Here is a 23,815-nt window from a genome sequence, read left to right on the forward strand (position 1 = left end):
AGCTGTGATATCCAAAATTGAACTGTAAAATAATAATTTCTTGATGATTCACATAGGCTTGGCTGTATGAAAAATCTAGCATTCCAAATCAGCATAGGATTGATCGCCATGCTTCCATTGAGCATTCAAGCAGAATTTATTGTACTTGCTTCACCACAAAGCAAGGATAAATATTATGCAAAAGTTATCCATGACATTTTTGATTTTCACATCGAATATGCGAAAAAAATTATTCAACATGGTGATCATGTTCTGATTTTAACCGATCAGCAGCTTTATGCAGACTATGTCAAAGCTTTGGGAAAACAGCATGTTGCGATTGCACCAATGCACGATATTTGGATGCGTGATTTCAGTAGCGCCAATCCCGCTCAACCTGTTCTTTTCCGCTATACGGCAGCAGGACAAGGTGGCGGCAAGAAAGCTCAAGCCATTTCCGATACTGTCCAGTCTGAGTTTAAAGCATATAGTCAAAAAGCAGGACTTCAATTTATCCAAACGCCATTACTGAATGATGGCGGTAATTGGGTTGAAGATGGTCATGGTAATGTGGTGATCAGTACTAAATTTTTATCTGATAATCAGTTATCAGAATCTGTTGCTCGGCAAAAACTGATGCAAATGACGGGTGCAAAACATATTGCATTTATTGATGCAGATGAACAAGGTGGCTTAGAACATGCTGACGGAGTGGTGAGCTTTATTGAAAAAGACACGGTTATCATCAACGCTTATCCAGAAGATCCAGAATATTCAAAACAACTCAAGGCTGATTTGAAACGAGGTATTCCAAATATCAAAATTCATGAAATTGTAACACCCTATGATGGTAGTCTAATTTATGATGAAAAGTTTGGTTCAGCATGTGGCTTATATACCAATATGCTGGTCACCCCTGAACGGATTTATTTTCCACAATTCGGGATCAAGCAAGATGCTGTTGCACTACAACAGATTCGTCAACTGACCAAGCGTACGGTTATTCCTGTTCAGTCTGCACAAGTCTGCCACATGGGTGGGGGCGTTCGTTGTATGTCATGGCAGTTAAGAGGAAAAAATGCTGAATTGCTATCTCAATATTTAAACAAAGTACCTTAACAGTTAGCCAAAACTGCAGACGATAAACCAAGATCTACTTTGTTATTATACTATTTAAGAAAACTTAGATAATATATAGTGAATCTGTTGAAACACTCATATAGTAAAAATATCATTTCTCTTGATCACTAAAGTGAATGTAATCAATGTATTGTTTAATGATTTTAAGCTTGCACTGCCACGTAATAAATCCAAAGTTTAAATCGTTTTGCACAGGCAATACCCCACTTTTCAGAGATGAAAAGTGACAAAAATCTTTCTTTGAGCGAGGAGTACATCCTATCCCCCGCTCAACATCGCGACATTCATATCGCCTCACGATAGCAAAACCATCTTTAATTCAAAAGTATAAAATAAATGAATCATCAAAATCTTATAAAAAACATTCATTTCTCTGGATATCAAAGTACTCGTATGAGTCATTAGACGGTTGGAGTATATGTTGAGTAATGAATATTAATTGGTGCTAATATTGATATTCATCTTTAAAATTTTTAGGAATTTGATATTGATTGCCATCAAATTTTAAAGTGAAACGTTGCTGGCTGAATTGTTGATTCACCTCTTGGCACTCTTCTGAGATCACTTGCGTCTGGTAGCGTTTAATTTTGCTGTTGACAAGAATATCCGTATATTTTTTGGTTTGACTTCTTTGCATTACAAGTGTGGAAGCACGCTCTTCTGCATCTGCATTGCAATGCATATCTGTTTCTGCACGATCACGGGTCACAACCAAACTGTCCAATATTTGTTTCTTACTTTTCAAATCGTACAAATTTAAAAGTTGCATAGAAAATGGATTGGGTTGTGAATGTCCTGAATAATTTAATCTTAACCCTAAAGCACGATTTAATTCAGTGACTTTATAATTCGCTGTATCCAATGTTATTGAATCTAAACTGATTGCATCAGAAACCAACCGATCTGCAACACGATAGTGATCAACAACTTTTAAATTATGGGGGTTAAACTGAATTAAATCTAAAGCATAATCCCCCTCTTCGGGATGCCCTTTTACCGAAAGCCATGATGCATAAGCCATAATCATCCTTGAATCATCAACAGGATCTAATTTACAGTCGAGCAATGACTGTTCAACCTTAGCGATTTTGGCTTGCTTTAATATCTTTGTAATGACGTTGGAATCATCACAAAAACCTGCATAGGCTACACCACTGATAAAGAAATTTAGGCTTATAATTTTAAAGAAATTTCTTATTGATTTTCTCATACTTTGTTCTACATTTTCAGGTCACTCAAATAGAGGAATACATTTATAAAATATATCGCTTCCTCTGTATAATAAAATGAAGGATTTAATTATTTCACTTTCATCTTACGGATCATTTTATATAAGGTTTCAGGAGATAAGCGTGATACCCATACCCCCAACTTTTCTTTGGCTCCACCAACCACGATATACTCTTCACCGTTTAAAAGCGCTGCAACAGTTTGCTTTGCAAAATCATCAGCCTCCAGACCATTTTCAATTGCTTGATCTTGATGTGCTTGTGGCTTACCTGCCCCATTTAAAGCATTAAAAGAAACATTGGTTTTGACAAAACCAGGGAAAATCACCGACACTTTTACGCCATCCTGCGCTACTTCTGCTCGTAGACTGTTTGCCCACATATGGATAGCCGCCTTTGCTGCAGAGTATGTGGCACGATATTGTGTTCCCAACAGCCCCGCAACACTTGAGATATAGGCAATTCGTCCCGATTTCTGAGCAATAAATGTAGGCAATGCCAGTTTGGTCAAAAAAACTTGTGAAAAATAATCTATTTCCATGATAGCGCGTTCAGTTTGCATACTGGTTTCTGTAATCAATGCTCTTTGACTTAAACCCGCATTATTAATCAACAAATCTATACGCCCTTTTTGGTCAAGAACCTGTTCATAAGCATGACGAACTTGTGCTTCATCGGTAATATCCATGGCTATTGAAATATGATGATCTGGATGAAGCAGACTTACACGAACTTTTTCTAGCTCTTCCAGACGTCTTGCGCTTAAAATCACTTGCGCACCCTGTAACGCACATTCAGCAGCTAAAGCTTTACCAATGCCTGATGATGCACCTGTAATCCAAACCACCTTTCCATCTAAACTTTCCATGTAATCATGCTCTTGAATATGATGAATAAATATTAGACCACGAGGCAGGTCAAATCAATCAGACATCTTTGTTTCGCCTTTAAGCCTCAACCAAAAACTTACTAAAATGCTTCGCATAATGTTGAGCTTTTTCAGGGTTGCTTGGATTATATTCTTCACCTACTTTTTCTAAACGTTTATAACCCGTACTGGTAATCATATTGATGACACCATTTAAGGTCTTATCAACGACAAAATTAAATTTTAGCAATGTTTTAGGATCTCGAATAAATTCAGATACGCCAAGATCAATGATTTTGACTAGATTTTTTAAGGTTGCAGGTAAAGCATGCGTGTCACCAGCAATCACTTTCTGAATATTACTCGTTGCTTCTTCTCCAAGATGGCGATCCAATTGATAATACATCACCACTTCACTTGCCTCTGAATCCTCAAACTTCTTAAGAATATGATTTGCAACTGGTTTTAAACGATCATTACTAAAAAATGAAATCGACCAAGGCATATATTTTTTAAAAGCCCCTTCGATTTGAGAAAAAATCTGTTCAGCCTCTTTCAGCTTTTTTTGACCCGTTGCATCTAAAGTTGGGTTATTACGCTGCTCTTCGAGTAAAGCGCCAAAAACCTGATCTAATACTTGGCAAGACATATCCGTAAATACATTGCCCAATTGTTTTGCCAAATCCCGCTTTTCCCCATTATTTAAATTTTGAGTAATAGTCTTCAACTCTTGATAAGTGTCTTGTTTGATCAATAAATCAATTTTATATTGCATTGCGCGATGTCCTGTTGTTGTTTTATCCGACTAAATCTGATCTTAACAAAACCACAAAAATCTTGCATTGTCTTTAATTACTGCCAGCAATGTCATAAATCAATAAAATAATACCAATAAATCAAATGGCTAAAAAAACAATTTGTAAATGTGACTGAGTTACAGCTTTTATTTTCCAACATTTGTCATATTTTATAGCAAAAAATACAGTCAAAATTGAGATTATTCATATTTCATTTATTCCTCGTAAATACTCCACAACAGGATTCAACATTCCTGAAGAATATTTGCTACAATGAATGCAATTTTTTACTTACTTTTGATCTGTTTTACTATGACTGATTCAGCGCAAAACATTGCTACGACCTACGATCCTACCGAGATCGAAAAAAAATGGTACAAGACTTGGGAAGAGAAAGGTTATTTTCAGCCTTCTCGTAAAGGCGATTCATTCTGTATCATGATTCCGCCACCTAACGTCACAGGTAGCTTGCACATGGGTCATGGTTTTAACAATGCCATCATGGATGCATTGACACGCTATAACCGCATGTCTGGTAAAAATACCTTGTGGCAGCCAGGTACAGACCATGCTGGCATTGCGACGCAGATGGTGGTTGAACGTCAACTGGCTGCGCAAGACATCAGCCGTCATGACCTTGGTCGTGAGAAATTCATTGATAAAATCTGGGAATGGAAAGAACAATCTGGCGGCACAATTACCCGTCAAATTCGCCGTCTTGGTTCATCTGTAGACTGGTCACGTGAACGCTTTACCATGGATGAGGGTTTATCCAATGCAGTTAAAGAAGTCTTTGTAAAACTGCATGAGCAAGGCTTGATTTATCGTGGGAAACGTCTTGTTAACTGGGATCCAAAACTACAAACCGCGCTTTCTGATTTAGAAGTTGAGTCTGATAAAGAAGAACAGGGTTCATTGTGGCACTTCAAATATTTCTTTGAAGATCAATCATTACGCACTCACGACGGTAAAAACTATATCGTCGTTGCAACAACACGTCCAGAAACTTTACTCGGCGATACTGCTGTTGCTGTTGCACCAGATGATGAACGTTATGCACATCTCGTGGGTAAAAATATCATTTTGCCAATCACAGGTCGTGCGGTTGCGATTGTCAAAGATGAATATGTAGATAAAGAATTCGGTACAGGCTGTGTAAAAATCACCCCTGCCCATGACTTTAATGACTATGAAGTAGGCAAGCGTTGCGAACTCGCAATCATCAATATTTTCAACAAAAATGCCGAAATTCTGGCTGAGTTTGAATACATTGCCAAAGCCGGTGAAGCGATTTCCAAAACGATTCCTGCACCAGTAGACTATGTTGGTTTAGAACGTTTTGCTGCGCGTAAAAAGTTAGTTGAGCAAGCTGAAGTAGAAGGTTGGTTAGAACAAATTCAACCCTATACATTGAAGCCACCTCGTGGTGACCGTTCTGGCGTCATTATTGAACCGTTACTGACAGATCAATGGTATGTCAAAATTGCGCCGCTTGCCGAACCTGCGATCCAAGCAGTAAAAGATGGCGAAATCAAATTCGTTCCAGAGCAATACAGCAACATGTATATGGCTTGGATGAACAACATTCAAGATTGGTGTATTTCACGCCAACTCTGGTGGGGACACCGTATTCCGGCTTGGTATGATGCTGAAGGCAATATTTATGTTGGTCGTTCAGAAGAAGAAGTTCGTACGAAAAACAATATCGCTGCTGATGTTGAATTAAACCAAGATGAAGATGTACTTGATACATGGTTCTCTTCAGGTCTTTGGACATTCTCAACATTGGGTTGGACAGGCGATGACGCGAAAGATAAAGAAAACTATTTCTTAAATACTTTCCACCCTACTGATGTTTTGGTCACTGGTTTTGACATCATTTTCTTCTGGGTTGCCCGAATGATCATGATGACCATGCACTTCATGAAAAATGAAGATGGTACACCGCAAGTTCCATTTAAAACTGTGTATGTTCATGGTTTGGTACGTGACGGTGAAGGTCAAAAAATGTCTAAATCTAAAGGGAACGTGCTTGATCCGTTAGATTTGATCGATGGTGTAGATCTTGAAACCTTAGTACAAAAACGTACCACAGGTTTGATGAACCCTAAACAAGCTGCCAAGATCGAGAAATCAACACGTAAAGAATTCCCGGAAGGTATTCAAGCCTACGGTACAGATGCAGTCCGTTTCACTTTCTGCGCCTTAGCCAATACGGGTCGCGACATCAAGTTCGACATGAAGCGTGTTGAAGGCTACCGTAACTTTGCCAACAAAATCTGGAATGCAACTCGTTTCGTGATGATGAACTGTGAACAACAGCCAATTGGTCAAGAAATCCGTCAGGATCTGTGGGAGCTTCCTGAACAGTGGATTGTCAGTCGTTTACAAAAAGCGGAAGCTGCTGTCCAACAGGCATTTGCGACTTATCGTTTGGATTTGGCTGCGCAAGCAATCTATGAGTTCATCTGGAATGAATACTGTGACTGGTATGTAGAACTGACTAAACCTGTACTCAATGATGAAAACGTATCGAATGAGCGTAAAGCAGAAGTTCGCCGTGTTCTTCTTTCTGTGATGGAAGCATCTTTACGTCTTGCGCATCCAATCATGCCATTTTTGACTGAAGAAATTTGGCAAACCCTTGCACCAATGATTGGTATTCAAGGTGAAACCATCATGTTGGCGCAATACCCTGTGCCAAATCCTGAACGGATCAATGAACAGGCTGAAGCAGACATGCTTGGATTGCAAGGTTTGATTGGTGCGGTACGTAATATCCGTGGTGAAATGGGCTTAGGTAATGCACGTCTGTTACCCGTATTGCTGCAAAACACAACAGATGCTGAAAAGGCGCAGATTGCACGTATTGAACCGTTGTTTAAAGCACTGGCTAAAGTTGAAAGCATAACGTTCCTAACCGATGCTGAGCAACCGCCATTGTCATCATCCTCTGTGGTGGGTCGTATTTCTGTATTTGTTCCAATGAAAGGCTTGATTGATCCTAAAGCTGAACTGGGTCGTTTGCAAAAAGACTTGGACAAAGTGCAAAAGCAACATGATCAGATTGCGACTAAACTTGCCAATGAAGGTTTTGTGGCAAAGGCACCAGCTGCGGTGGTTGAAGGTGAAAAAGCCAAGCTTGCTGAGTTTGCTGATCAGTTGGCGAAGATTAAAGCCAATATGGAACAGATTGCAGCGCTTTAATTTGAGCTTGTAATTTTCCATTCAAAGAAGGAAGCTTAATCAAGCTTCCTTCTTTTTTGATTAGAATAATTATGCTTATTCCCCAATCTAAACAAAATTTCATCAATCAAAATTTATCTTTCAATCATCCGAGGACACTGTTAGAAATATTAAAATTCGAACAAAACTATGGGGTTAAACTTCCATAAATTTTTAAACTATATTTTATTCAATGGTACAGGTAAGCCAATTTCGGTAATGAAGGTCGTTCTTTCTTTCGCTGAATGTAGACCTGTAAAAGAATTAAAAGGCATTAAAAAATTTGCTTATGCAAATTGTTTTTGTATTTTCAGAATTCTTACTTTGGATCACTGTATATGCCGTCAAACTAGATGAATTTGGCAATGGATTGGGTACTTATGAAATCTGTAATATACACGATAAAGTCTGTCATTGTTTTGAATGAGTTTATCACAATGATTATGACAAATGATTGCGATCACCTGTCATAACAATGAAACTGAATTGAATAATTTCTTGATTTATATAGAGTCAGTATTCTGAATACAGATCACTACAAGAATTAAAAAGTAGATCCTATGATCTACTTTTTATCCTAAACTATTCTAAAATCAGTCGTGCACCAATGGATTGTATTGGTCGATTATTCGGATGTCCCATTAATTGCGTAAATGCCCCGATCTGGTCACTTGATGCTTGCTGAATTTCTTTAAGCACCACCCATCTGACACCTTCTGTACATGGTGGTGTCGTTAAAGAACCATTAAAACGATAATAATCTAACCTTTGAGGTAAATAACTGTCAGCATTGTTTTTGGAATAAAGCTGATTACTTTCACCCAACTTTGTAGGCAATACACTCCAAATATGATTGAGTTTTTCATTTTCTAATCCTTGTTGAAACATTAATGCAATAACCGCCAACTCACCTTGCTCTGAAGCATGCACTAAGTGCAGTTCCATCGGATAGCTTTGACCATTAATATTGTTTTCACTCGGACTATGTACATGGAATTGTTCCAGATAAAAATTCTGCCCGTCTAACTCCAGACTAGCACCTTTGTTAAAGTCAATCTGCATCGTATGACCCGTATTTTGGACGGACTTTGCTGTTGTATGATAATTCAGTTTCAATGGTGGCAGATGAGCACTTACTGTATCTCGTATATCAATTGGAGATTGATTTACGCCTGCACATGCTTGATATTTTTGATTGGTATTTGCCCAATCTCTGGAATTGTTATAATCCCAATCTGCTCCAGCCCACAGTATTGTTGAAACAAATAAACCCATTATTGTAAAACTATATTTTAAAAACATAAAAACCCCTTAATTATTCGAATATTTTTAGCGTAAGACGCTTTATTTATAAATGCTCTGGTGATAGGAAAAGTAATTCAGCTACAGAGCTTGACACGACTTTGGTAAATAATTTTTTTAAGTTTTACCAACAAGTCTTATTAGATAATAAGAAATATTATCATTCTAATTCAAGTCTTTTTTGATAACAGCTACAAACAACTCTATTTGCTACTCATTGTTTTCAATTCTAAAAAAGCGCTTCATTGCTGACAAAAAAATGATGATTGCTGAACTATGACATTCGTCATACGAAATACAAAGGTGGTCTTCGGTCTTCTTTTTATTTGGTACTGTTTTTATAGTGAGTGCACCTTAATCATGATTTATTTGTATCTTTTCATCTCTGAAAAGAGAAGCATCACCAACTTCAATCTATTTAAACTTTAGATGTAAAGCGTAGCAGTATAAGCTTTGGATCATCAAACAATCTATATCACCCTGATTTTATTGATCTGGAAATTATATTTACTGTAAGAGTTTTTCAATAGTTTGATTATAGTAACATCCTAGAGCGCGACAAAATATCGCTTACTGAATGAAGCTTTTGCAAAGTTATTTTTTAATAAACCTCAAATTTAAATCAAAACACTAATCTTTCAGTTGATCCAAAGCCGTCCCCTGCACAGGATTTCTTTTCCAATAATAAGGTTGAAAAAAACGAAGCAACAAACGCCACGGTGTCATCCAGACAATACGGGCATTGCGCTTATTATTCTGACTGATACGTTTTGCCAAATAACCACACACTTGCTCAGGTGGATCGATCACAAACATAAATAACCATTTCATTTTATGCCAGTTTTTAACATCGCCCTGCTGCCAAGAAGAAATCAACAGATCTGTTGCCACCATTCCGGGGCTGAGTGTTCCAATCAAAATATTACTATTCTTGGCTTCTTTATTTAACGCATAATTTAGATAGGCAACTGCTCGCTTACTGGTTGCATAAGGCGTCATCCCTGCACTCCATTCTCCACGACTGCCCCATCCTTCCATGTTAAAAATCTGTCCAAAACCCTGTTGAGTCATGCCTTTTAACGCCACTTGTGAACCTAGCATCGTACCAAGTACATTGGTTTTAACCACATTTTCTATATCGGTATGAGTGATGTCCGTAAAGCCCCTTGCTGCATTGCTGGTTCCTGCATTATTGATCCAGACATTGACCTGACCAAGTTTTAAAATTGTTTCATTCCATAACTTTTGCAGGTCTTCATACTGAGCTACATCACAACATATGCCATAAATTCGTTGAGCTGAATAATGTGCCCCTAAATCAGCAACCACTTGATTGAGTTGTGTACTGTTCCGTGCTGAAATCATAACGGACCAACCCAGCTTTAAGAAAGCCTCGGCTAAACCTAAACCAATTCCGCGTGTTCCACCGGTAATCACAACAGATAAAATTTGATCAGAATTTGAAACACTCAAGATATTCTCCACCGACCTGTTCAATCAAGCTAAGTAAATGTGAATCTACAATCATACAACCTATGTTCAATTTAGGACATTTGACCTGACAAAAGCAATTTTTAAGATAGAATCTGAGGCATCGAAAATAAATAAATCGCTTAAATTATATGAATCATCATTTTTTTCTTGGAACTTTACTCATTTTTCTGATTGGCTGTCATGAAAAGCCTGCCACGTCAATAGAAGATAAAGCAACTGCCCAAGCGGCAGTACAAAAAAATTCACAGCAAGCTAAAGCTGTTGTGAATACTGGTCAATCATTGCCACCGCAATCTCACACCCAGCGACCGGTCAATAACCCTGTAGCATTGCCACAAGGCTACCATGTAGACACGACTTATTTAAAACAGCCATTATTAGTTGACCTTAATGGAGATGGGAAACTAGATAGCTTCCAAGTCTTAAAAAATCCAAATCAAAAAGGCATGAAATATCTTTTTGAATTTCGGATCTCCGACAGCGACAAGGTTTATTACTATAAAAGTGAAGAAGAAGGTGAAGATCTTGATATTTTTGGACGCTTTGAAATTACGCCAAAAACAGGTATCTATATTGATGAAAAATATCGCTTCGGTGAAAACGGAGACATCATCGCTGATGAGCAAATTGATCCCAAACACTATCTAAAATTTAAAGGTGATGGTGTAAAAGTAAATGTCATTGAAGAAACCTGTGGGGCATCAGTGTTCTTCTTAGACAACAATAAAATCAAGCGAATTTATTTGTGCTAACTTTATTCTTCATCTGCAAAAATCGCATTTGCACCGACTACTTTAGAAATTTTAAGTTTATTTTGTTCACTCAACATATAAATTTTTTGTTTGATTGAATCACTGGTGAAGCTTCCATTCAGATTTAATACAATAGGGGCTTCACTCAATGAACCTTTGCCCCGATACTCTTGATTGATATCGTTGGTCGTGGCTTGATTCACAATCACAAAATAACCTGTGATGCCCTGTGCTTGACCACATGCCAAACTTTGTGGTGCCCAATCGCCGAATTGAATAGTCGCTTTTAGATGGTAACCTTGATTTTCCAATAATTTTTTCTGTTGTGGTGTGCTAATTGGGAAATTCAAAACTTTCTGTTGCCCTTTCCAATTCATCAATAATTGACTGGATGAACAAGAGTCACGTATCTGCCCCGCACTCCCTGATTCTGCTCCGTCGGTTGAGGCAAGACATTGTGAAACAACTTGCATTGTGACTTCACCACAGTTCAGGACTTGAGAACGATAAGTCCTGTATTCAATAGTATGAGCTAATAGTGAATCAGACAAAGAGCTGAATACAAAAGCACAGGTCATGACTTTAAAAAAACGAGTGGAGAAATGAGAAATCATACTTCTTATATCGATCATTGACTCTTTTCAATTCTATATCAAATATTTACTTACAACTCTTAAAAATATCACCCAACACATCTAAATGTATGAAATTATTCATGATAAAAAAATAATTGAGTGTTGAGATTTTTTTAGGCGTGCAATCACATAATAAAAGCTTGATTAAAATACATATTTTAAAAATAATGATAATCAAATCACAATATAATTAGGTAAAATGATGAAAAATATCATAATTTTTATTTCAGGTATTCTGTCCTTATTGTTAACTCATACGAGTCATGCCAAACTACCTAAAATACCTGAAGAAATCCAAGTCGAAATTTTTAAAAGCGCAAAGTTTAAAAAAACCAATCTTGGTTGGGAAAGTCGCTGTAGCTTGGGCAATATTTCATATTATGGTGATCTGAATAAAGATGGCCGACCTGATGCAATTGTTGTGGATGGTGGTGCTGGGTGCTATGCAAAGACAGGAATTGGTTTTTATGTGGTGACTCAACAAAGCGATCAAAAATGGGTTCGAATTTTTAATAGCCAAGGTCAGCCTGAATTTCTTTCAACGTTAGGAAGACATGGTTGGCCAGATATTGCCATCAATGATGGATCACAATGTTTTAATGTTTATAAATGGAATGGGAAAAAATTTGAAAAAGATCGCCAAGAATACAGAAACAAAGCATGTGCTAGCCCAACATTGCGAAAATAATACTCATTTTTAAATTTCATTCCTACAACTGATCGGATTATTTTTTGAGGGAGAAATTGAATTGTTGATATTCAATATTAAACCAAAATTCTATTTATATAAATATCAATAACTTAAAAATAATACATATTATTTTATTGCATCAACTTAGTGCAGGCATTCCAATTTAGTGCATGCTTTTGCTTTATATCGAGTCTTCATAATATTTTGAATTTTTTGATCTATTTTTTCATACGGTCAGATGCTTCACGAATAGATTTGGTTGGTTATACTTGAACCAATTTGTGACATATAGCACCAAAAAGAATCGTATATGCAAAACGTTGATCTTCTCTTTCTTTTGCTTGGCGCAGTGCTTGTACTCGCTATGCATGCGGGATTTGCTTTTTTAGAATTGGGAACAGTTCGTCATAAGAACCAAGTCAATGCACTCAGTAAAATCATTACTGACTTTTCAATCTCGGCAATCGCCTATTTTTTTATTGGCTATTATATTGCTTATGGACAGCATTTTTTTCATACGAGTACCACTTTGTCCGCTGAACATGGCTACAATTTGATGCGTTGTTTTTTCTTGTTGACCTTTGCTGCTGCAATCCCTGCAATTGTTTCAGGGGGTATTGCAGAGCGTGCTAAAATGCGTTCTCAAGCCCTTGCAACGCTATTTATTGTCGCTTTGGTTTATCCTTTTTTTGAAGGCATTGCCTGGAATGGCAACCTTGGATTACAAAAATGGTTAGCTGATACATTTGGTGCAGGATTCCATGATTTTGCAGGATCTGTCGTTGTCCATGCAATGGGGGGATGGATTGCATTGGCAGCAGTTTTACTCCTCGGAGCACGCAATGGACGTTATAAAAAAGATGGACGTATCAGTGCACATCCACCCTCTTCGATTCCTTTTCTTGCATTGGGTTCTTGGATCTTAATTGTTGGTTGGTTTGGCTTTAACGTGATGAGTGCTCAACGTGTTGATGCGATTTCAGGTTTAGTTGCGATTAATTCACTCATGGCTATGGTCGGCGGCACACTTTCTGCAAATTTTTTTGGCAAAGAAGATCCTGGCTTTTTACATAATGGTCCACTGGCTGGCTTGGTTGCAATCTGCGCCGGTTCAGATGTGGTTCATCCAATCGGTGCTTTATTCATTGGTATTTGTGCAGGTTTTATCTTTGTTAAACTGTTCACTTATACACAAAACAAACTTAAAGTAGATGATGTGTTAGGTGTATGGCCTTTGCATGGTGTATGCGGTGCATTTGGCGGTATCGCCGTGGGTTTATTTGGACAACAGTGGCTGGGCGGAATGGGCGGAGTATCTATGATCTCTCAAATCATAGGGACACTGCTTGCCATTTTGCTTGCACTGGCAGGTGGATTTGCTGTGTATGGTATGCTCAAAGTCACTATGGGTATTCGCCTATCCCAAGAAGATGAGTTTCGCGGGGCAGATTTATCAATACATAAAATTTCTGCAAACTCTGAAGATGCTATGTTTTAATCATTAAAATCATATTTTGCCTTTCATTTTGAGCGGCTTTAACAGCCGCTTTTCTATATTTTCTTAAAATGACAATAAATTAATCTTACCGTTCATGATTTATCATTAATATTTGATTATCATGAGTTGCTATTTTAAAGCACTTTTTACTAGAATAATAAATAAAATGATAAATGCGTCAAGTTGAATCATTTGTTATTAGGACTAGAAATTACACTCATCAGCTCATTGAATGATTTAATTAGTTAAGTCTGATTTAAGTTTATTTTTTTTAAATAGCAAACGATTAAAATGATTCAATTGAGTGATCCTTTTCATGCCTTTTTCAGAAGCTAATAAATTCTTTTTAAAAAACAGCTTATTACTAGGAATACTATTTTTAATATTATTGTTTGTGTTCCCGATTGGTGGCACTATTGATATGCAACTGATTCACCCTTGGATAGATTCTACCGGAAATTTTCCTTTAAAAAACAACTGGTTTCTGGTGGAAATCAATCACAAACTATTAAAAAATCTGGTTATCGTATTTTATGTCACTGTACTTGTTACATGGATTACCTCGTTTAAACTGGAAAAATTAAAAACGTATAGATGGCAGTTAGGTTATTTATTTTGGGTTAGTGTTTTATCTACTGTTGTAATTGGACTATTAAAATCTCATTCAGCACATGCTTGTCCATGGTCTATGACCGAATCTACAGCTTTAGGTTATGTCTGGGACTTTTCCGCAACCAAAGGTCATTGTTTTCCAGGTGGTCATGCCAGTACAGGTTTTTCACTGGTCACAGGTTTCTTTGTTTTTAGAAAATCGAATCCTAAAATCGCCTATTTTTTTCTATGTTTAGGGCTTATTCTTGGTTTTATTACAGGTTGGGGACAGATGATGCGAGGAGCACATTTCCTGAGTCATAATCTTTGGACAGGTTGGATTATTTATACTTTTAATTTAATAGTCTATCGTATTTTCTCTCATAAATTTAAACCCTCTATTCAATAGGAGCAGCTCATTATAGGGTTTAGGTGGCAAGGTAACACTTTGACTGCATTAAATCATCATCAGTTAGAATCTTTATACATTAGAGATTGATACAAAAAAATATTGATGGATGCTCAGATATGCCCAAGCCATCTTGTTATTGAAATGTCTAATCTATTTAAACTTAAAGATATAAGGCATGGCAATCAAAGTACTCAACTATCGAACAATCAATTCATCGCATTGATTTTATTAATTCAGTGAAATTATATTTTTCTGTATGATTTTTCAACAGCTTGACTCTCCCCCCATTCCCCCCTAAAAATCGAATCATAAAATCAATGAATTGATCACAAATAAAGCTTTCATCCATTTCTTTATCTAAACACTTAAGTTTAATTTATAAGAATACATTGCTTGCAGATCTATAAAATAAATTATGCAAAAATGGAGTAAATTTCACAAAATTTAAATATTAAATTATTAAAGTAATCTTAATTTTTGCAATTTTCTATATTTTGATTATACTCAAAAACAATTTAGTAATGTTATGCGTGTAAATATGAGTAATTTTTCTAAATTCCTCCGCAATACTCTTAAAGCTCAAGATTCAAATATTCAACCTTATCAACTAGATGATAGCAAAGTGTGGCTTAAAAAAGCTTCAGAGCGACATTCTGCATGGATTTATATGCCATTAAAATGGGCTGCACGCATTCTTAATATTGAAGCTTTGACTCCAATTCCAAACTATGGTGGAAGTAAGTCAATTTACTGTGAGGTTCATCGTCTAACTGAATTACAGTCATTGGGTATTCCAACTCCGCAGATTTTAGCAAATTGCTCTCAAGGTCTCTTGATTGAAGACGCTGGTGATCAAGTCATGCAACTTGACCAAGCACTGATCCGAATGGAAGGTCATACAGCGAAAAAATTAGAATTTTTTCGCGAAGCTATTGCGGCAATTCAATCAGTCCATCAAAAAGGAAGCTATTTAAGCGAAGCTTTTGCGCGCAATATTTTAGTCAATCGCCATAAAGAGTTTACATTTATCGACTTTGAGACTGATCCTGGTGAAATGTTGGATCTAGAAACTTGCCAAATCCGTGATTGGTTATGTTTTATTTTTTCAACAGCATTCCGTTTCAATGATGATGAAATAGCACAGGCATGTGAGATTTTTATTGCAGAGATTTATCCAAATAAATCAAAATACAATGAAATCTGCCGAATTGGAAACAAACTCAACTGGGTTGCAAATTTCAGTTTAGAAAAATTGGGAAGTGATGGGCGAAGAATGCATAAATGTCTGACATTTTTCCAATATATGAAAAAGAATGAACCACTGCCTTTGATTTAAAAGGACATGGTTCATGCTTTGGGTAATTTGAGTTTATTCACTGGATTTGATATTGAGCTCAACAGGCACTTTAACCAGAACACTTAAACCACCTAATTCTTCACTACGTGATAGTGATAATTCACCACCTAAATGTTGTATGGCTTTATCTACGATAGATAGACCTAAACCACTCCCCACCTCTAGATGATGGTGTACACGATAAAAACGTTTTAACACTTTATCGTACATATCCGTGTCTATACCTGGACCACTGTCTTCTATTAAAACATACGCAAAATTGTGAATATCTGCAAAAACTGAAATATTAATTATTCCTGAAACAGGAGTATATTTAATTGCATTATCAATTAAATTAAAAATAATCGAGTGAAGACTGTGTTCGACGCTTTTTAAAATAACGGTTTCATTACGTACAAAACCCAAATCAATATCTTTCTCCATGGCAAGATTCATCAGTTGCTCGACGCAATTGAGTGCAACATCATTAAGTTTAAATTGCGTGACCTGTACTTCATGATTCAGCGAAGCATCCTGTTTTGCCAAAGCCAGCAACTGCGTCACCAAATGCTGCATACGCGCCAAACCTTTACTGAGATTTTTTAGATTTTCCTCTTCAGGAAACTGACTCATTAAAATTTTAGTTTGTAAATTCAATGCTGTTATGGGTGTCCGGAGTTCATGTGCAGCATCTGCGACGAATTGTCGCTGCTCATGCTGTGCTTCAGAAATTCGCTCAAACAAATGGTTCATTTCCTGAATTGTGGGTAATAATTCTTCTGGGTAATGCGCATTTTGAATCGCCACCAAAGAGTTAGAATCACGCTTTGCCAATTCAGATTTAAAGTCTTCTAGGGGCTTTAAGCTGCGGCGAATAATATAGACCAAACCCAATAAAGCAAATGGAATAATCAACAAATAAGGTAGAAACATGCTCCCTGCAAGTTCCAAGGCCAAATGCTCTCTGACTTTTTCCTGTTGGCTAATTTGAATCTGGAAGTCTGCTGTCGGTAAAATATAGGTAATCCATGTCCCGTTTGCGGTCTCTTGACGATAAAATCCAGCTTTATGCTTAGGTTGAATAATCACATGATGAGGAGTGTTTGGAACCTGTTGAGAGTTTGCATAAGACCAAACATCAATAAATAGATCCTCTTCATGATAGCGTTTATGTTCGTCAAAATGGCTTTGAATAGGTCGAGGGTTAAGTTCAACCCGCTCTGCCAAATAAACCATTTGCGCATCTAGAATTTCATTAATTTCTTCTAAAGAAATCTTATAGGCCGAAAAAACCAACACACAGCCCAATAAAATACTAAAGATAGACGTATAACGAATTAAACGCTTTCTTAAAGAAAATGCAGTTCCCATATTATTCTGTTTTATGCGCTTGCCCCAAACGATAGCCTAAACCACGAATCGTTCGAATAATATCTTTTCCCAATTTCGAACGGATGTGATGGACATAAACTTCAATTGTATTACTATTTATTTCACTATCAAAAGCATATAACTTATCTTCTAAATTTGCTTTAGAAAATATCTTGTTGGGATGAGTCATCAATGGAATCAAAATCGCCCATTCTCGATTAGAAAGTTCGACTGGCTCACCTTTCAAAGTTGCAATATGTTGTTCAACATCTAAAACAATCTCACCATTCTTTAGCAAATTTGATGATTGCCCCATCACTTCTTTTGCAGCATCTCCAGAACGACGTAATAATGCATGTATACGTGCAACAAGCTCATCGAACTCATAAGGTTTAATCAAGTAATCATCTGCGCCTTGGTTTAAACCATCAACCCTGTTTTGTAATTGATCACGTGCTGAGATAATCAGTACAGGTAGACCTGAACGTTGGCGGATTTGCTTTAAAACCTGCATTCCATCCATCATTGGTAAGCCTAAATCAAGTAAAACCAAATCAAATTGTTTTTCTGAGATGAGTTTTAAACCGTCTAAGCCGTTATTGACCCATTCAACATCAAAGCCTTGGTATTTCAACAATGTTTTCGATGATTCTGCAATCATAAAATCATCTTCAATCATTAAAATTTTGGTCATGCTCTATGTCCTTTCAATCAACTGTTGACTGCACATTGGTGCAACATATTGTTCTTTTGATCAATCACCTGAGTTTGAATATTCAATAAACTCAAAAGACTCGGAAATAAATTATCTTGACTCAATTTTGCTGCTTTTTGTTGAGTTAAACAATTAATTTGTTTTGCAGAAGCAGTTTTCCAACTCTCTGAAAACCACATCAGCATAGGGACATGGGTCTGTTGAGTAGGCGCAATGGCATATGGTGCACCATGTAAATACATGCCACGCTCACCTGTGGACTCCCCATGATCAGACAAATACCAGAAACCAGTCCGATAGTTGTTTTGCTGCTTTAAGCTTTCAATCACTTGATTCAAAATATGGTCGGTATAGACAATCGAATTATCATATGTATTAATTAATTCAGTTGAAGAACAGCCTTGAATTGCGTTGGTTTCACAGGTTGGTTTAAATTTCTTAAACTCATTTGGTGCACGCTTATAATAGGCTGGTCCATGACTGCCCATTTGATGCAGAACAATCAAATGGGGCTGTTTGTCATCTTGGGATAATTGTTTGAGATATACATTTAAACTATCAACCAAGATACCATCTAGACACTCACCGCTTTGACACCATTTTTTTTCTAATTCCTGAGGAATAACAAACTTTTCAACACGATCACAAGCGCCTTTACAGCCAGAATTGTTATCAATCCAAGTCACCTTATAACCTGCACGTTGTGCAATATCGAGTAATCCTTCTCGGTGACTCGCAAGTTGCTCATCATAATTTAAACGTGGCATACCTGAAAACATACAAGGTACAGATACAGCTGTTGCAGTACCGCATGAACTCACTTGAGAAAAATTGATGATACCGGTCTGTTTAGAAAGTTCTGGATTGGTATTTTTGGCATAACCATTCAACGAGAAACTTTCTGCTCGTGCTGTTTCACCCACCACCAAAACCATCAGTTTTGGTTTATGTTGTAAAGCAATGTCCTCAACGATATGTGCATCTTCACCATAACGAATCAAAGGTAAATTCTTTTTAGGTGCTTTTTTATGAAAGTATGAAAGTGTTGAAGCCACTGTATTTTGAGGCGAAATCATTCCTTTTAGATCACGATGCTCACGAAAAATAGCAGCATAATCCACATAGAATACAAATAATAATCCACCAATAACTGCTAAAGAACCAACAATATTAAGCCCTTTAAAAAGTACAACTCTGGTTATTTTTTCAGGTTTATTACGTATCCATAAAATCAAAAGAATAGGTAGAATTACAAATCCAAAAGTCCAAGCAAAAAATTGAAAAGAAAGTAAATCAGCAATTTCAGCTGGATCAGTCTGTGCTACATTTTGAATTTGATCTGGTGAAATCACTACACCTAATGAATTGACAAAATAAGCACTAAAACCACCAATAAACACCAGAATAATTGCAAAGAATTTTGCAGTCCATTTCCAATTTAAGATATGTAGCAAGAGATTGTATAAAGCAATTAATACAAGTGCCGTAGCAATCAGAAAGAGCTGGGCTTTCATACCTTGATAAGGTGTAAGCGCTTGAACTTTACTGAGAAAACTAAAGTTCAGACATAACCCCAACCATACTGCAACAATAAAATTAAAGGCAGTAAGGGAAATTGAGACTTCTCGTTGTTTGATACGCTGTATTAAATTAGACATTACTGTAACAATACTCTCTTCAATGATCTTAAGTTAAAAAATGAAGCTTAAATTGAACTTAAAAGCATTCTTTGAGTACCTAGCAGCATTAATCTCAAATTTTAATCCTTTAAAATTTCTCATTATTCGAGAAATTAAAACCAGAATAAATATTAATAATGATTATTACGTATTATTTTATAACCTATAGATAATCTATCCTGCCCATTCAATTTGAATTGGCTCATTCTTCGGTGTCAAAAGAATGAGCCAATAAAAATCATACAGCAATTAATCCCCATACTTTCAAAACTGACAAAAAAGTAATTTTTGTCCTATCTAAATGTAATGTAAAATAATGATCTTTAAATCACAAATAAAATGCTATTCTCTACGTTAATTTTTAAATTCTGTTTTAAAATAAGAAAATTCAAAAAAATAATCAATATCTTAATAATGAATAATCTTTTTTTTCTCAGTATCATTACTTTTTATACATATTTCTTATCCAATATATAATAGGAATTAAACAGATCACCCCAATAAGTAAAATAAAACTTAAGAATTTTAGATAGCCAAGTTGGTCCCCAATCATTCCACTTAGTGTATATAAGACACCACTGATGGTTGCCATGATTGAAACTTGAAAAGTGAAATCAGTTCCCGCATATTCACTTCGACTATACTGCATCACTAAGGTTAAAATCACCACCAATAGCATTGCAGCAAACATGTCTTCCAAAGCATTAATCACATAAATTATCCACGGCTCAACAGGCACAGCTTGCTCATACAAGACAGCCAACCAAACAAAACCTGCTAAACTGAGTAATTTCAAGATAGAAAATAACAACAAGGCTTGATGACGTTTTATTTTCTTTAATAGCCATCCTGCCAACCCAGCACCGAATAAGGCAGAAAATGCGCCCAGCATTGTAATGTAAATACCAATTTGAGAAAGGCTCAATTTCAAATCAACCAATAATGGTTTAGTGATCGGACCAGCAAATCCATCTGTAATTTTGATTGTGCAAAGGACAAAAAACCACGCTGTTAATTTCTTATTTTCAAAAAAATAGCTTAAATAATTTTTAAACCATTCAAAGCGGCTCATGTTTGTTTGATCGGGTCTCTGCCTGCGGTCAATATGTGGGTGTTTAGGTTCCTGATAAAACCAAATGGGGAGTGTATTGACGGCAACAATAGCGGCTAAAACAAGAAAAGTCGTCTGCCAGCTGAGCCAATCCATTGCCCATAAAATCGCGCCCCCACCCACAATAAATCCTAGACGGGAACCAATGACCTGAAACATATTGCCGAAATGTTGCTGTTTTTCTTTTAGTATACTGACTGCCAAACCGTCAGTTGCAATATCTTGAGTTGCACCGATGCCATTCATACACAGCAAAGCAATAAAAAACAGGAATAAAAACCGTGGTTCATTTAAAGATTGAATAGGTAAGAAAGATAAAATAACCAGAATGGCAATGGTTAAAAACTGTGTGGGAATAATCCAACTGCGATAATGCCCTGCGTGATGGTGTCCATAACGATCCACCAAGGGTGCCCATAAAATTTTAATTGCCCATGGTGCCATCAACAGTCCGAAACCACCAATATGAGCCAATGAAACACCTTGAGCCCGTAAGATCACTGGCAACGCATGGGTCATAAATCCCACTGGTAAACCTTGAGCCCAATATAAAGAGAATAACAATAAATAATGATATGGCATGCTAACTTGACTCAAGAATAATCAACATTTATTCACCTGTAATGATTGAATACTTTAAATTTGATATATTGCTTTAATTTGCAAATTTTGTAATATTTACATTTTGCGGATATCCAATGGATGGATATCTATGTTGTATTAAGCAAAAAATTAATATCATTACAAGAGCAGTCACATAAAAAACGATGTCACAGAATTTTCCAGATCTACCCGATCAAGTGCCTCAACGTGGCAATACCACCAGCCGCAATATATTTAAAAACCTTTATCTGGTTCAAGGCTGGGGATTTGAAGGTGAGTTCCCCAACTTACCTAAAGCTGTGGTATTTATTGCCCCCCATACCTCCAACTATGATGGCTTATATGCTTTTCTTGCGATGTTAGGAATTGGCGTTAAAGTTACTATTTTCGGCAAAGACAGCCTGTTTAAAACACCTTTGAAATCACTTTTTGAGTGGATTGGTGTTATTCCCGTGCATCGCGACTCTCCACATGGACTGACACAACAAATCATCAAAGTGATTCAACAACAGGAAAAAATTTGGATTGCAATTGCACCTGAGGGCACCCGAAAAAGAGCAGAAAAGATTAAAAGCGGTTTTTATCATATCGCCATGGGGGCGGATATTCCAATTGCTATCTTTTCATTAGATTATGAAAAGAAACGTATTCACTGTTTAGGTACATTACAGCCTACAGGTGACTATGAAAAAAATTTAGATGATATTTTAGCGCGTTTTAAAGGAAACTTTTCACCTAAACGTCCGCATTTATTATCGCTTCCTTTACAAAAACTATGGAAAAATGGCTAGAAAAATAAGATGCAATCTGTTCAGATGTGCAGCATATATTTTTGATCAAAAGTAATTCCCATGCGTGTTAAACAACTTGGTTTTATAGGCTTATTGGGTCTAGCCCTCGTTGGCTGTGACAAGACGGCAAAAACTCCAACCCAAACCACAGCAATTAAAGCTCGTGAACCTGTGATTGCCATCGCACTAGGTGGCGGTGGTGCAAAAGGTTTTGCCCACATTGGTGTTCTCAAGGTTCTAGAATCTCATGGAATTAAACCCAAAATTGTGACAGGTACCAGCGCAGGTAGCTTTGTGGGTAGCATCTATGCCAGTGGTAAAACCCCTTATCAAATGCAACAAATTGCCCAACAATTAAAAGAATCCGATCTACGTGATTTAACTTTAAATAGCCAAGGTATTGTGCTTGGCCAAAAACTACAAGATTATGTTAATCGGAATGTCGCCAATAAATCGATTGAACAGTTTCCGATTCGTTTTGCAGCAGTTGCAACACGTTTAGACAATGGTAAGAAAGCAGAATTTATTAAAGGTAATGCAGGTCAGGCTGTCCGTGCTTCTTGTAGTATTCCCAATGTATTTGTGCCAGCAACAATTGGAAATACCAAATATGTTGATGGAGGATTAGTGAGCCCGATTCCAGTACAAACTGCGCGTGATATGGGGGCAGATATTGTCATCGCTGTTGATATTTCAGCTCGACCAAGTGGCAGTCAACCTATGAATATGTGGGGATTATTAGATCAAACCATCAATATTATGGGACAACAAAGTATCAATAATGAACTGGCTCAAGCCAATATTGTGATACAACCTAAAGTCGGGCATTTAGGGACACTTGACCTTAAATCAAGTAATCAGGCAATTTTAGAAGGTGAAAAAGCTGCGCAAGGTAAAATTATTGCGATTCAGAATGCGATCACAAATTTTAAAAAATCCCCTGCTGCTTTAAAACCTGCTCCACGAGCAAAGTTTTAACAGGATCATGAACTACGTCACTTCACCCTAATTGAATATAAGAATAAACACGTTTTTATATGCAGTATTAAAATGATCTGCTACATTGGTAGAGATGATTCGTCATCTATACCAATGATAATCACTAGGGTAGATTATGGACTTTATTTTTGAACCGTGGCATTGGTTTGTACTTGGCATATTGCTGATCTTATCTGAACTTATTCTACCTGCATTTGCTGCCTTGTGGTTTGGTATCGCTGCAGTTGTGGTCAGTATTTTGTTTTGGCTGTTTCCAGGTATGAGCTTTGCCTTACAAGTGGTGTGCTGGATTATCTTATCCATCATCTGTACTGTCGCTTGGTTTAAATTCGTCAAACCACTTTCTATAGATAAAACCAAAGCTGGGCTTCCACGTGAAGCAACGATCGGACAAACCGGTATGGTCATTCAAACTGGACTCAGTCATGATCAGATTCGCGTTCGCTTTCCGATGCCCGTTTTAGGTTCTGATGAATGGAACTGCCGTACCTTATCACCTGTACAAGTGGGTGACCGCGTACGTGTGACAGATATATTAGGTAATGATTTAGTTGTACAGCTACATTCATCATCTCAATAATGAAGAATAAAGAGGAA

Annotated in this window: 20 protein-coding genes; 10 read left to right on the plus strand and 10 right to left on the minus strand. The window is 36.8% G+C overall.

Annotation, left to right across the window (positions count from 1 at the left end; all coding sequences use genetic code 11):
* Positions 1-66: 66 nt before the first annotated feature.
* The gene (locus OSH00_RS02315; protein ID WP_266129062.1) at positions 67-1,098 is read left to right on the plus strand and encodes an agmatine deiminase family protein; all 1,032 of its coding nucleotides are present in this window, start codon (positions 67-69) and stop codon (positions 1,096-1,098) included.
* A gap of 466 nt (positions 1,099-1,564) precedes the next feature.
* On the opposite strand, the gene OSH00_RS02320 is transcribed toward OSH00_RS02315, so the two are convergent.
* The 3 genes from OSH00_RS02320 to OSH00_RS02330 all read right to left on the minus strand — a co-directional run bounded on the left by OSH00_RS02320 (position 1,565) and on the right by OSH00_RS02330 (position 3,991).
* Positions 1,565-2,329, minus strand: coding sequence for a PA3715 family protein (locus tag OSH00_RS02320; RefSeq protein ID WP_266129063.1), 765 nt, complete (start codon positions 2,327-2,329; stop codon positions 1,565-1,567).
* An 89-nt stretch (positions 2,330-2,418) separates the two neighbouring features.
* Positions 2,419-3,216: an SDR family oxidoreductase gene (locus tag OSH00_RS02325; RefSeq protein WP_266129064.1), complete on the minus strand. Its 798-nt coding sequence runs from the start codon at positions 3,214-3,216 to the stop codon at positions 2,419-2,421.
* A gap of 79 nt (positions 3,217-3,295) precedes the next feature.
* Positions 3,296-3,991, minus strand: a complete 696-nt coding sequence (locus tag OSH00_RS02330; RefSeq protein WP_266129065.1) for a hypothetical protein — start codon at positions 3,989-3,991, stop codon at positions 3,296-3,298.
* A 334-nt stretch (positions 3,992-4,325) separates the two neighbouring features.
* Here OSH00_RS02330 and OSH00_RS02335 point away from each other — a divergent pair, with 334 nt between their 5' ends.
* Positions 4,326-7,220 carry a valine--tRNA ligase gene (locus OSH00_RS02335; protein ID WP_266129066.1) on the plus strand — a complete coding sequence of 965 codons (2,895 nt, stop codon included), beginning with the start codon at positions 4,326-4,328 and terminating at the stop codon, positions 7,218-7,220.
* Positions 7,221-7,820: 600 nt separating this feature from the next.
* Here the strand turns inward: OSH00_RS02335 and OSH00_RS02340 are convergent.
* Together OSH00_RS02340 and OSH00_RS02345 are read right to left on the minus strand one after the other, a co-directional pair.
* Positions 7,821-8,540 carry a carbonic anhydrase gene (locus OSH00_RS02340; RefSeq protein ID WP_266129067.1) on the minus strand — a complete coding sequence of 240 codons (720 nt, stop codon included), beginning with the start codon at positions 8,538-8,540 and terminating at the stop codon, positions 7,821-7,823.
* Positions 8,541-9,170: 630 nt separating this feature from the next.
* Complete coding sequence (locus tag OSH00_RS02345; RefSeq protein ID WP_266129068.1) at positions 9,171-10,013, minus strand: SDR family NAD(P)-dependent oxidoreductase; 843 nt, start codon at positions 10,011-10,013, stop codon at positions 9,171-9,173.
* Positions 10,014-10,162: 149 nt separating this feature from the next.
* On the opposite strand from OSH00_RS02345, the gene OSH00_RS02350 reads away from it, so the two are divergent.
* Entirely contained in the window at positions 10,163-10,786 is a 624-nt protein-coding gene (locus OSH00_RS02350; RefSeq protein ID WP_266129069.1) for a hypothetical protein, read from the plus strand.
* A 2-nt stretch (positions 10,787-10,788) separates the two neighbouring features.
* Here the strand turns inward: OSH00_RS02350 and OSH00_RS02355 are convergent, their stop codons facing one another.
* Positions 10,789-11,400 carry a hypothetical protein gene (locus OSH00_RS02355; RefSeq protein WP_420909503.1) on the minus strand — a complete coding sequence of 204 codons (612 nt, stop codon included), beginning with the start codon at positions 11,398-11,400 and terminating at the stop codon, positions 10,789-10,791.
* A gap of 223 nt (positions 11,401-11,623) precedes the next feature.
* On the opposite strand from OSH00_RS02355, the gene OSH00_RS02360 reads away from it, so the two are divergent.
* From OSH00_RS02360 to OSH00_RS02375, 4 genes are all read left to right on the plus strand, one after another.
* Complete coding sequence (locus OSH00_RS02360; RefSeq protein WP_266129070.1) at positions 11,624-12,109, plus strand: hypothetical protein; 486 nt, start codon at positions 11,624-11,626, stop codon at positions 12,107-12,109.
* A 313-nt stretch (positions 12,110-12,422) separates the two neighbouring features.
* A complete protein-coding gene (locus tag OSH00_RS02365) occupies positions 12,423-13,610 on the plus strand; it encodes an ammonium transporter (RefSeq protein ID WP_266129071.1) in 1,188 nt (395 codons plus the stop codon).
* Between the two features lie 316 nt (positions 13,611-13,926).
* The gene (locus OSH00_RS02370) at positions 13,927-14,610 is read left to right on the plus strand and encodes a phosphatase PAP2 family protein (protein WP_266129072.1); all 684 of its coding nucleotides are present in this window, start codon (positions 13,927-13,929) and stop codon (positions 14,608-14,610) included.
* A gap of 541 nt (positions 14,611-15,151) precedes the next feature.
* A complete protein-coding gene (locus OSH00_RS02375) occupies positions 15,152-15,949 on the plus strand; it encodes a BUD32 family EKC/KEOPS complex subunit (protein WP_266129073.1) in 798 nt (265 codons plus the stop codon).
* Between the two features lie 33 nt (positions 15,950-15,982).
* On the opposite strand, the gene OSH00_RS02380 is transcribed toward OSH00_RS02375, so the two are convergent.
* The 4 genes from OSH00_RS02380 to OSH00_RS02395 all read right to left on the minus strand — a co-directional run bounded on the left by OSH00_RS02380 (position 15,983) and on the right by OSH00_RS02395 (position 21,407).
* Complete coding sequence (locus OSH00_RS02380; protein WP_266129074.1) at positions 15,983-17,320, minus strand: ATP-binding protein; 1,338 nt, start codon at positions 17,318-17,320, stop codon at positions 15,983-15,985.
* 1 nt (position 17,321) lies between these two features.
* The gene (locus OSH00_RS02385; protein WP_266129075.1) at positions 17,322-18,014 is read right to left on the minus strand and encodes a response regulator transcription factor; all 693 of its coding nucleotides are present in this window, start codon (positions 18,012-18,014) and stop codon (positions 17,322-17,324) included.
* A 17-nt stretch (positions 18,015-18,031) separates the two neighbouring features.
* On the minus strand, positions 18,032-19,693 hold the full coding sequence (locus OSH00_RS02390; protein WP_266129076.1) for a phosphoethanolamine transferase: 1,662 nt from the start codon (positions 19,691-19,693) through the stop codon (positions 18,032-18,034).
* A 463-nt stretch (positions 19,694-20,156) separates the two neighbouring features.
* Positions 20,157-21,407 carry an MFS transporter gene (locus OSH00_RS02395; RefSeq protein ID WP_266129077.1) on the minus strand — a complete coding sequence of 417 codons (1,251 nt, stop codon included), beginning with the start codon at positions 21,405-21,407 and terminating at the stop codon, positions 20,157-20,159.
* A 185-nt stretch (positions 21,408-21,592) separates the two neighbouring features.
* On the opposite strand from OSH00_RS02395, the gene OSH00_RS02400 reads away from it, so the two are divergent.
* The 3 genes from OSH00_RS02400 to OSH00_RS02410 all read left to right on the plus strand — a co-directional run bounded on the left by OSH00_RS02400 (position 21,593) and on the right by OSH00_RS02410 (position 23,798).
* Complete coding sequence (locus OSH00_RS02400) at positions 21,593-22,219, plus strand: 1-acyl-sn-glycerol-3-phosphate acyltransferase (protein WP_266129078.1); 627 nt, start codon at positions 21,593-21,595, stop codon at positions 22,217-22,219.
* Between the two features lie 60 nt (positions 22,220-22,279).
* Positions 22,280-23,197: a patatin-like phospholipase family protein gene (locus OSH00_RS02405; RefSeq protein ID WP_196074379.1), complete on the plus strand. Its 918-nt coding sequence runs from the start codon at positions 22,280-22,282 to the stop codon at positions 23,195-23,197.
* 136 nt (positions 23,198-23,333) lie between these two features.
* On the plus strand, positions 23,334-23,798 hold the full coding sequence (locus OSH00_RS02410; protein ID WP_196074380.1) for an NfeD family protein: 465 nt from the start codon (positions 23,334-23,336) through the stop codon (positions 23,796-23,798).
* The last annotated feature ends 17 nt before the right edge of the window (positions 23,799-23,815 follow it).

This window comes from Acinetobacter nematophilus (genome assembly GCF_026344175.1).
GTDB classification, from domain to species: domain Bacteria; phylum Pseudomonadota; class Gammaproteobacteria; order Pseudomonadales; family Moraxellaceae; genus Acinetobacter; species Acinetobacter nematophilus.

What these genes read in the sequence shown, in the direction of transcription:
- OSH00_RS02315 (WP_266129062.1), top strand. Translation starts at nt 67, where the DNA reads ATGAAAAATCTAGCATTCCAAATCAGCATAGGATTGATCGCCATGCTT.
- OSH00_RS02320 (WP_266129063.1), bottom strand. Translation starts at nt 2,329, where the DNA reads ATGAGAAAATCAATAAGAAATTTCTTTAAAATTATAAGCCTAAATTTC.
- OSH00_RS02325 (WP_266129064.1), bottom strand. Translation starts at nt 3,216, where the DNA reads ATGGAAAGTTTAGATGGAAAGGTGGTTTGGATTACAGGTGCATCATCA.
- OSH00_RS02330 (WP_266129065.1), bottom strand. Translation starts at nt 3,991, where the DNA reads ATGCAATATAAAATTGATTTATTGATCAAACAAGACACTTATCAAGAG.
- OSH00_RS02335 (WP_266129066.1), top strand. Translation starts at nt 4,326, where the DNA reads ATGACTGATTCAGCGCAAAACATTGCTACGACCTACGATCCTACCGAG.
- OSH00_RS02340 (WP_266129067.1), bottom strand. Translation starts at nt 8,540, where the DNA reads ATGTTTTTAAAATATAGTTTTACAATAATGGGTTTATTTGTTTCAACA.
- OSH00_RS02350 (WP_266129069.1), top strand. Translation starts at nt 10,163, where the DNA reads ATGAATCATCATTTTTTTCTTGGAACTTTACTCATTTTTCTGATTGGC.
- OSH00_RS02355 (WP_420909503.1), bottom strand. Translation starts at nt 11,400, where the DNA reads ATGATTTCTCATTTCTCCACTCGTTTTTTTAAAGTCATGACCTGTGCT.
- OSH00_RS02360 (WP_266129070.1), top strand. Translation starts at nt 11,624, where the DNA reads ATGAAAAATATCATAATTTTTATTTCAGGTATTCTGTCCTTATTGTTA.
- OSH00_RS02365 (WP_266129071.1), top strand. Translation starts at nt 12,423, where the DNA reads ATGCAAAACGTTGATCTTCTCTTTCTTTTGCTTGGCGCAGTGCTTGTA.
- OSH00_RS02370 (WP_266129072.1), top strand. Translation starts at nt 13,927, where the DNA reads ATGCCTTTTTCAGAAGCTAATAAATTCTTTTTAAAAAACAGCTTATTA.
- OSH00_RS02375 (WP_266129073.1), top strand. Translation starts at nt 15,152, where the DNA reads ATGAGTAATTTTTCTAAATTCCTCCGCAATACTCTTAAAGCTCAAGAT.
- OSH00_RS02380 (WP_266129074.1), bottom strand. Translation starts at nt 17,320, where the DNA reads ATGGGAACTGCATTTTCTTTAAGAAAGCGTTTAATTCGTTATACGTCT.
- OSH00_RS02385 (WP_266129075.1), bottom strand. Translation starts at nt 18,014, where the DNA reads ATGACCAAAATTTTAATGATTGAAGATGATTTTATGATTGCAGAATCA.
- OSH00_RS02390 (WP_266129076.1), bottom strand. Translation starts at nt 19,693, where the DNA reads ATGTCTAATTTAATACAGCGTATCAAACAACGAGAAGTCTCAATTTCC.
- OSH00_RS02395 (WP_266129077.1), bottom strand. Translation starts at nt 21,407, where the DNA reads ATGCCATATCATTATTTATTGTTATTCTCTTTATATTGGGCTCAAGGT.
- OSH00_RS02400 (WP_266129078.1), top strand. Translation starts at nt 21,593, where the DNA reads ATGTCACAGAATTTTCCAGATCTACCCGATCAAGTGCCTCAACGTGGC.
- OSH00_RS02405 (WP_196074379.1), top strand. Translation starts at nt 22,280, where the DNA reads ATGCGTGTTAAACAACTTGGTTTTATAGGCTTATTGGGTCTAGCCCTC.
- OSH00_RS02410 (WP_196074380.1), top strand. Translation starts at nt 23,334, where the DNA reads ATGGACTTTATTTTTGAACCGTGGCATTGGTTTGTACTTGGCATATTG.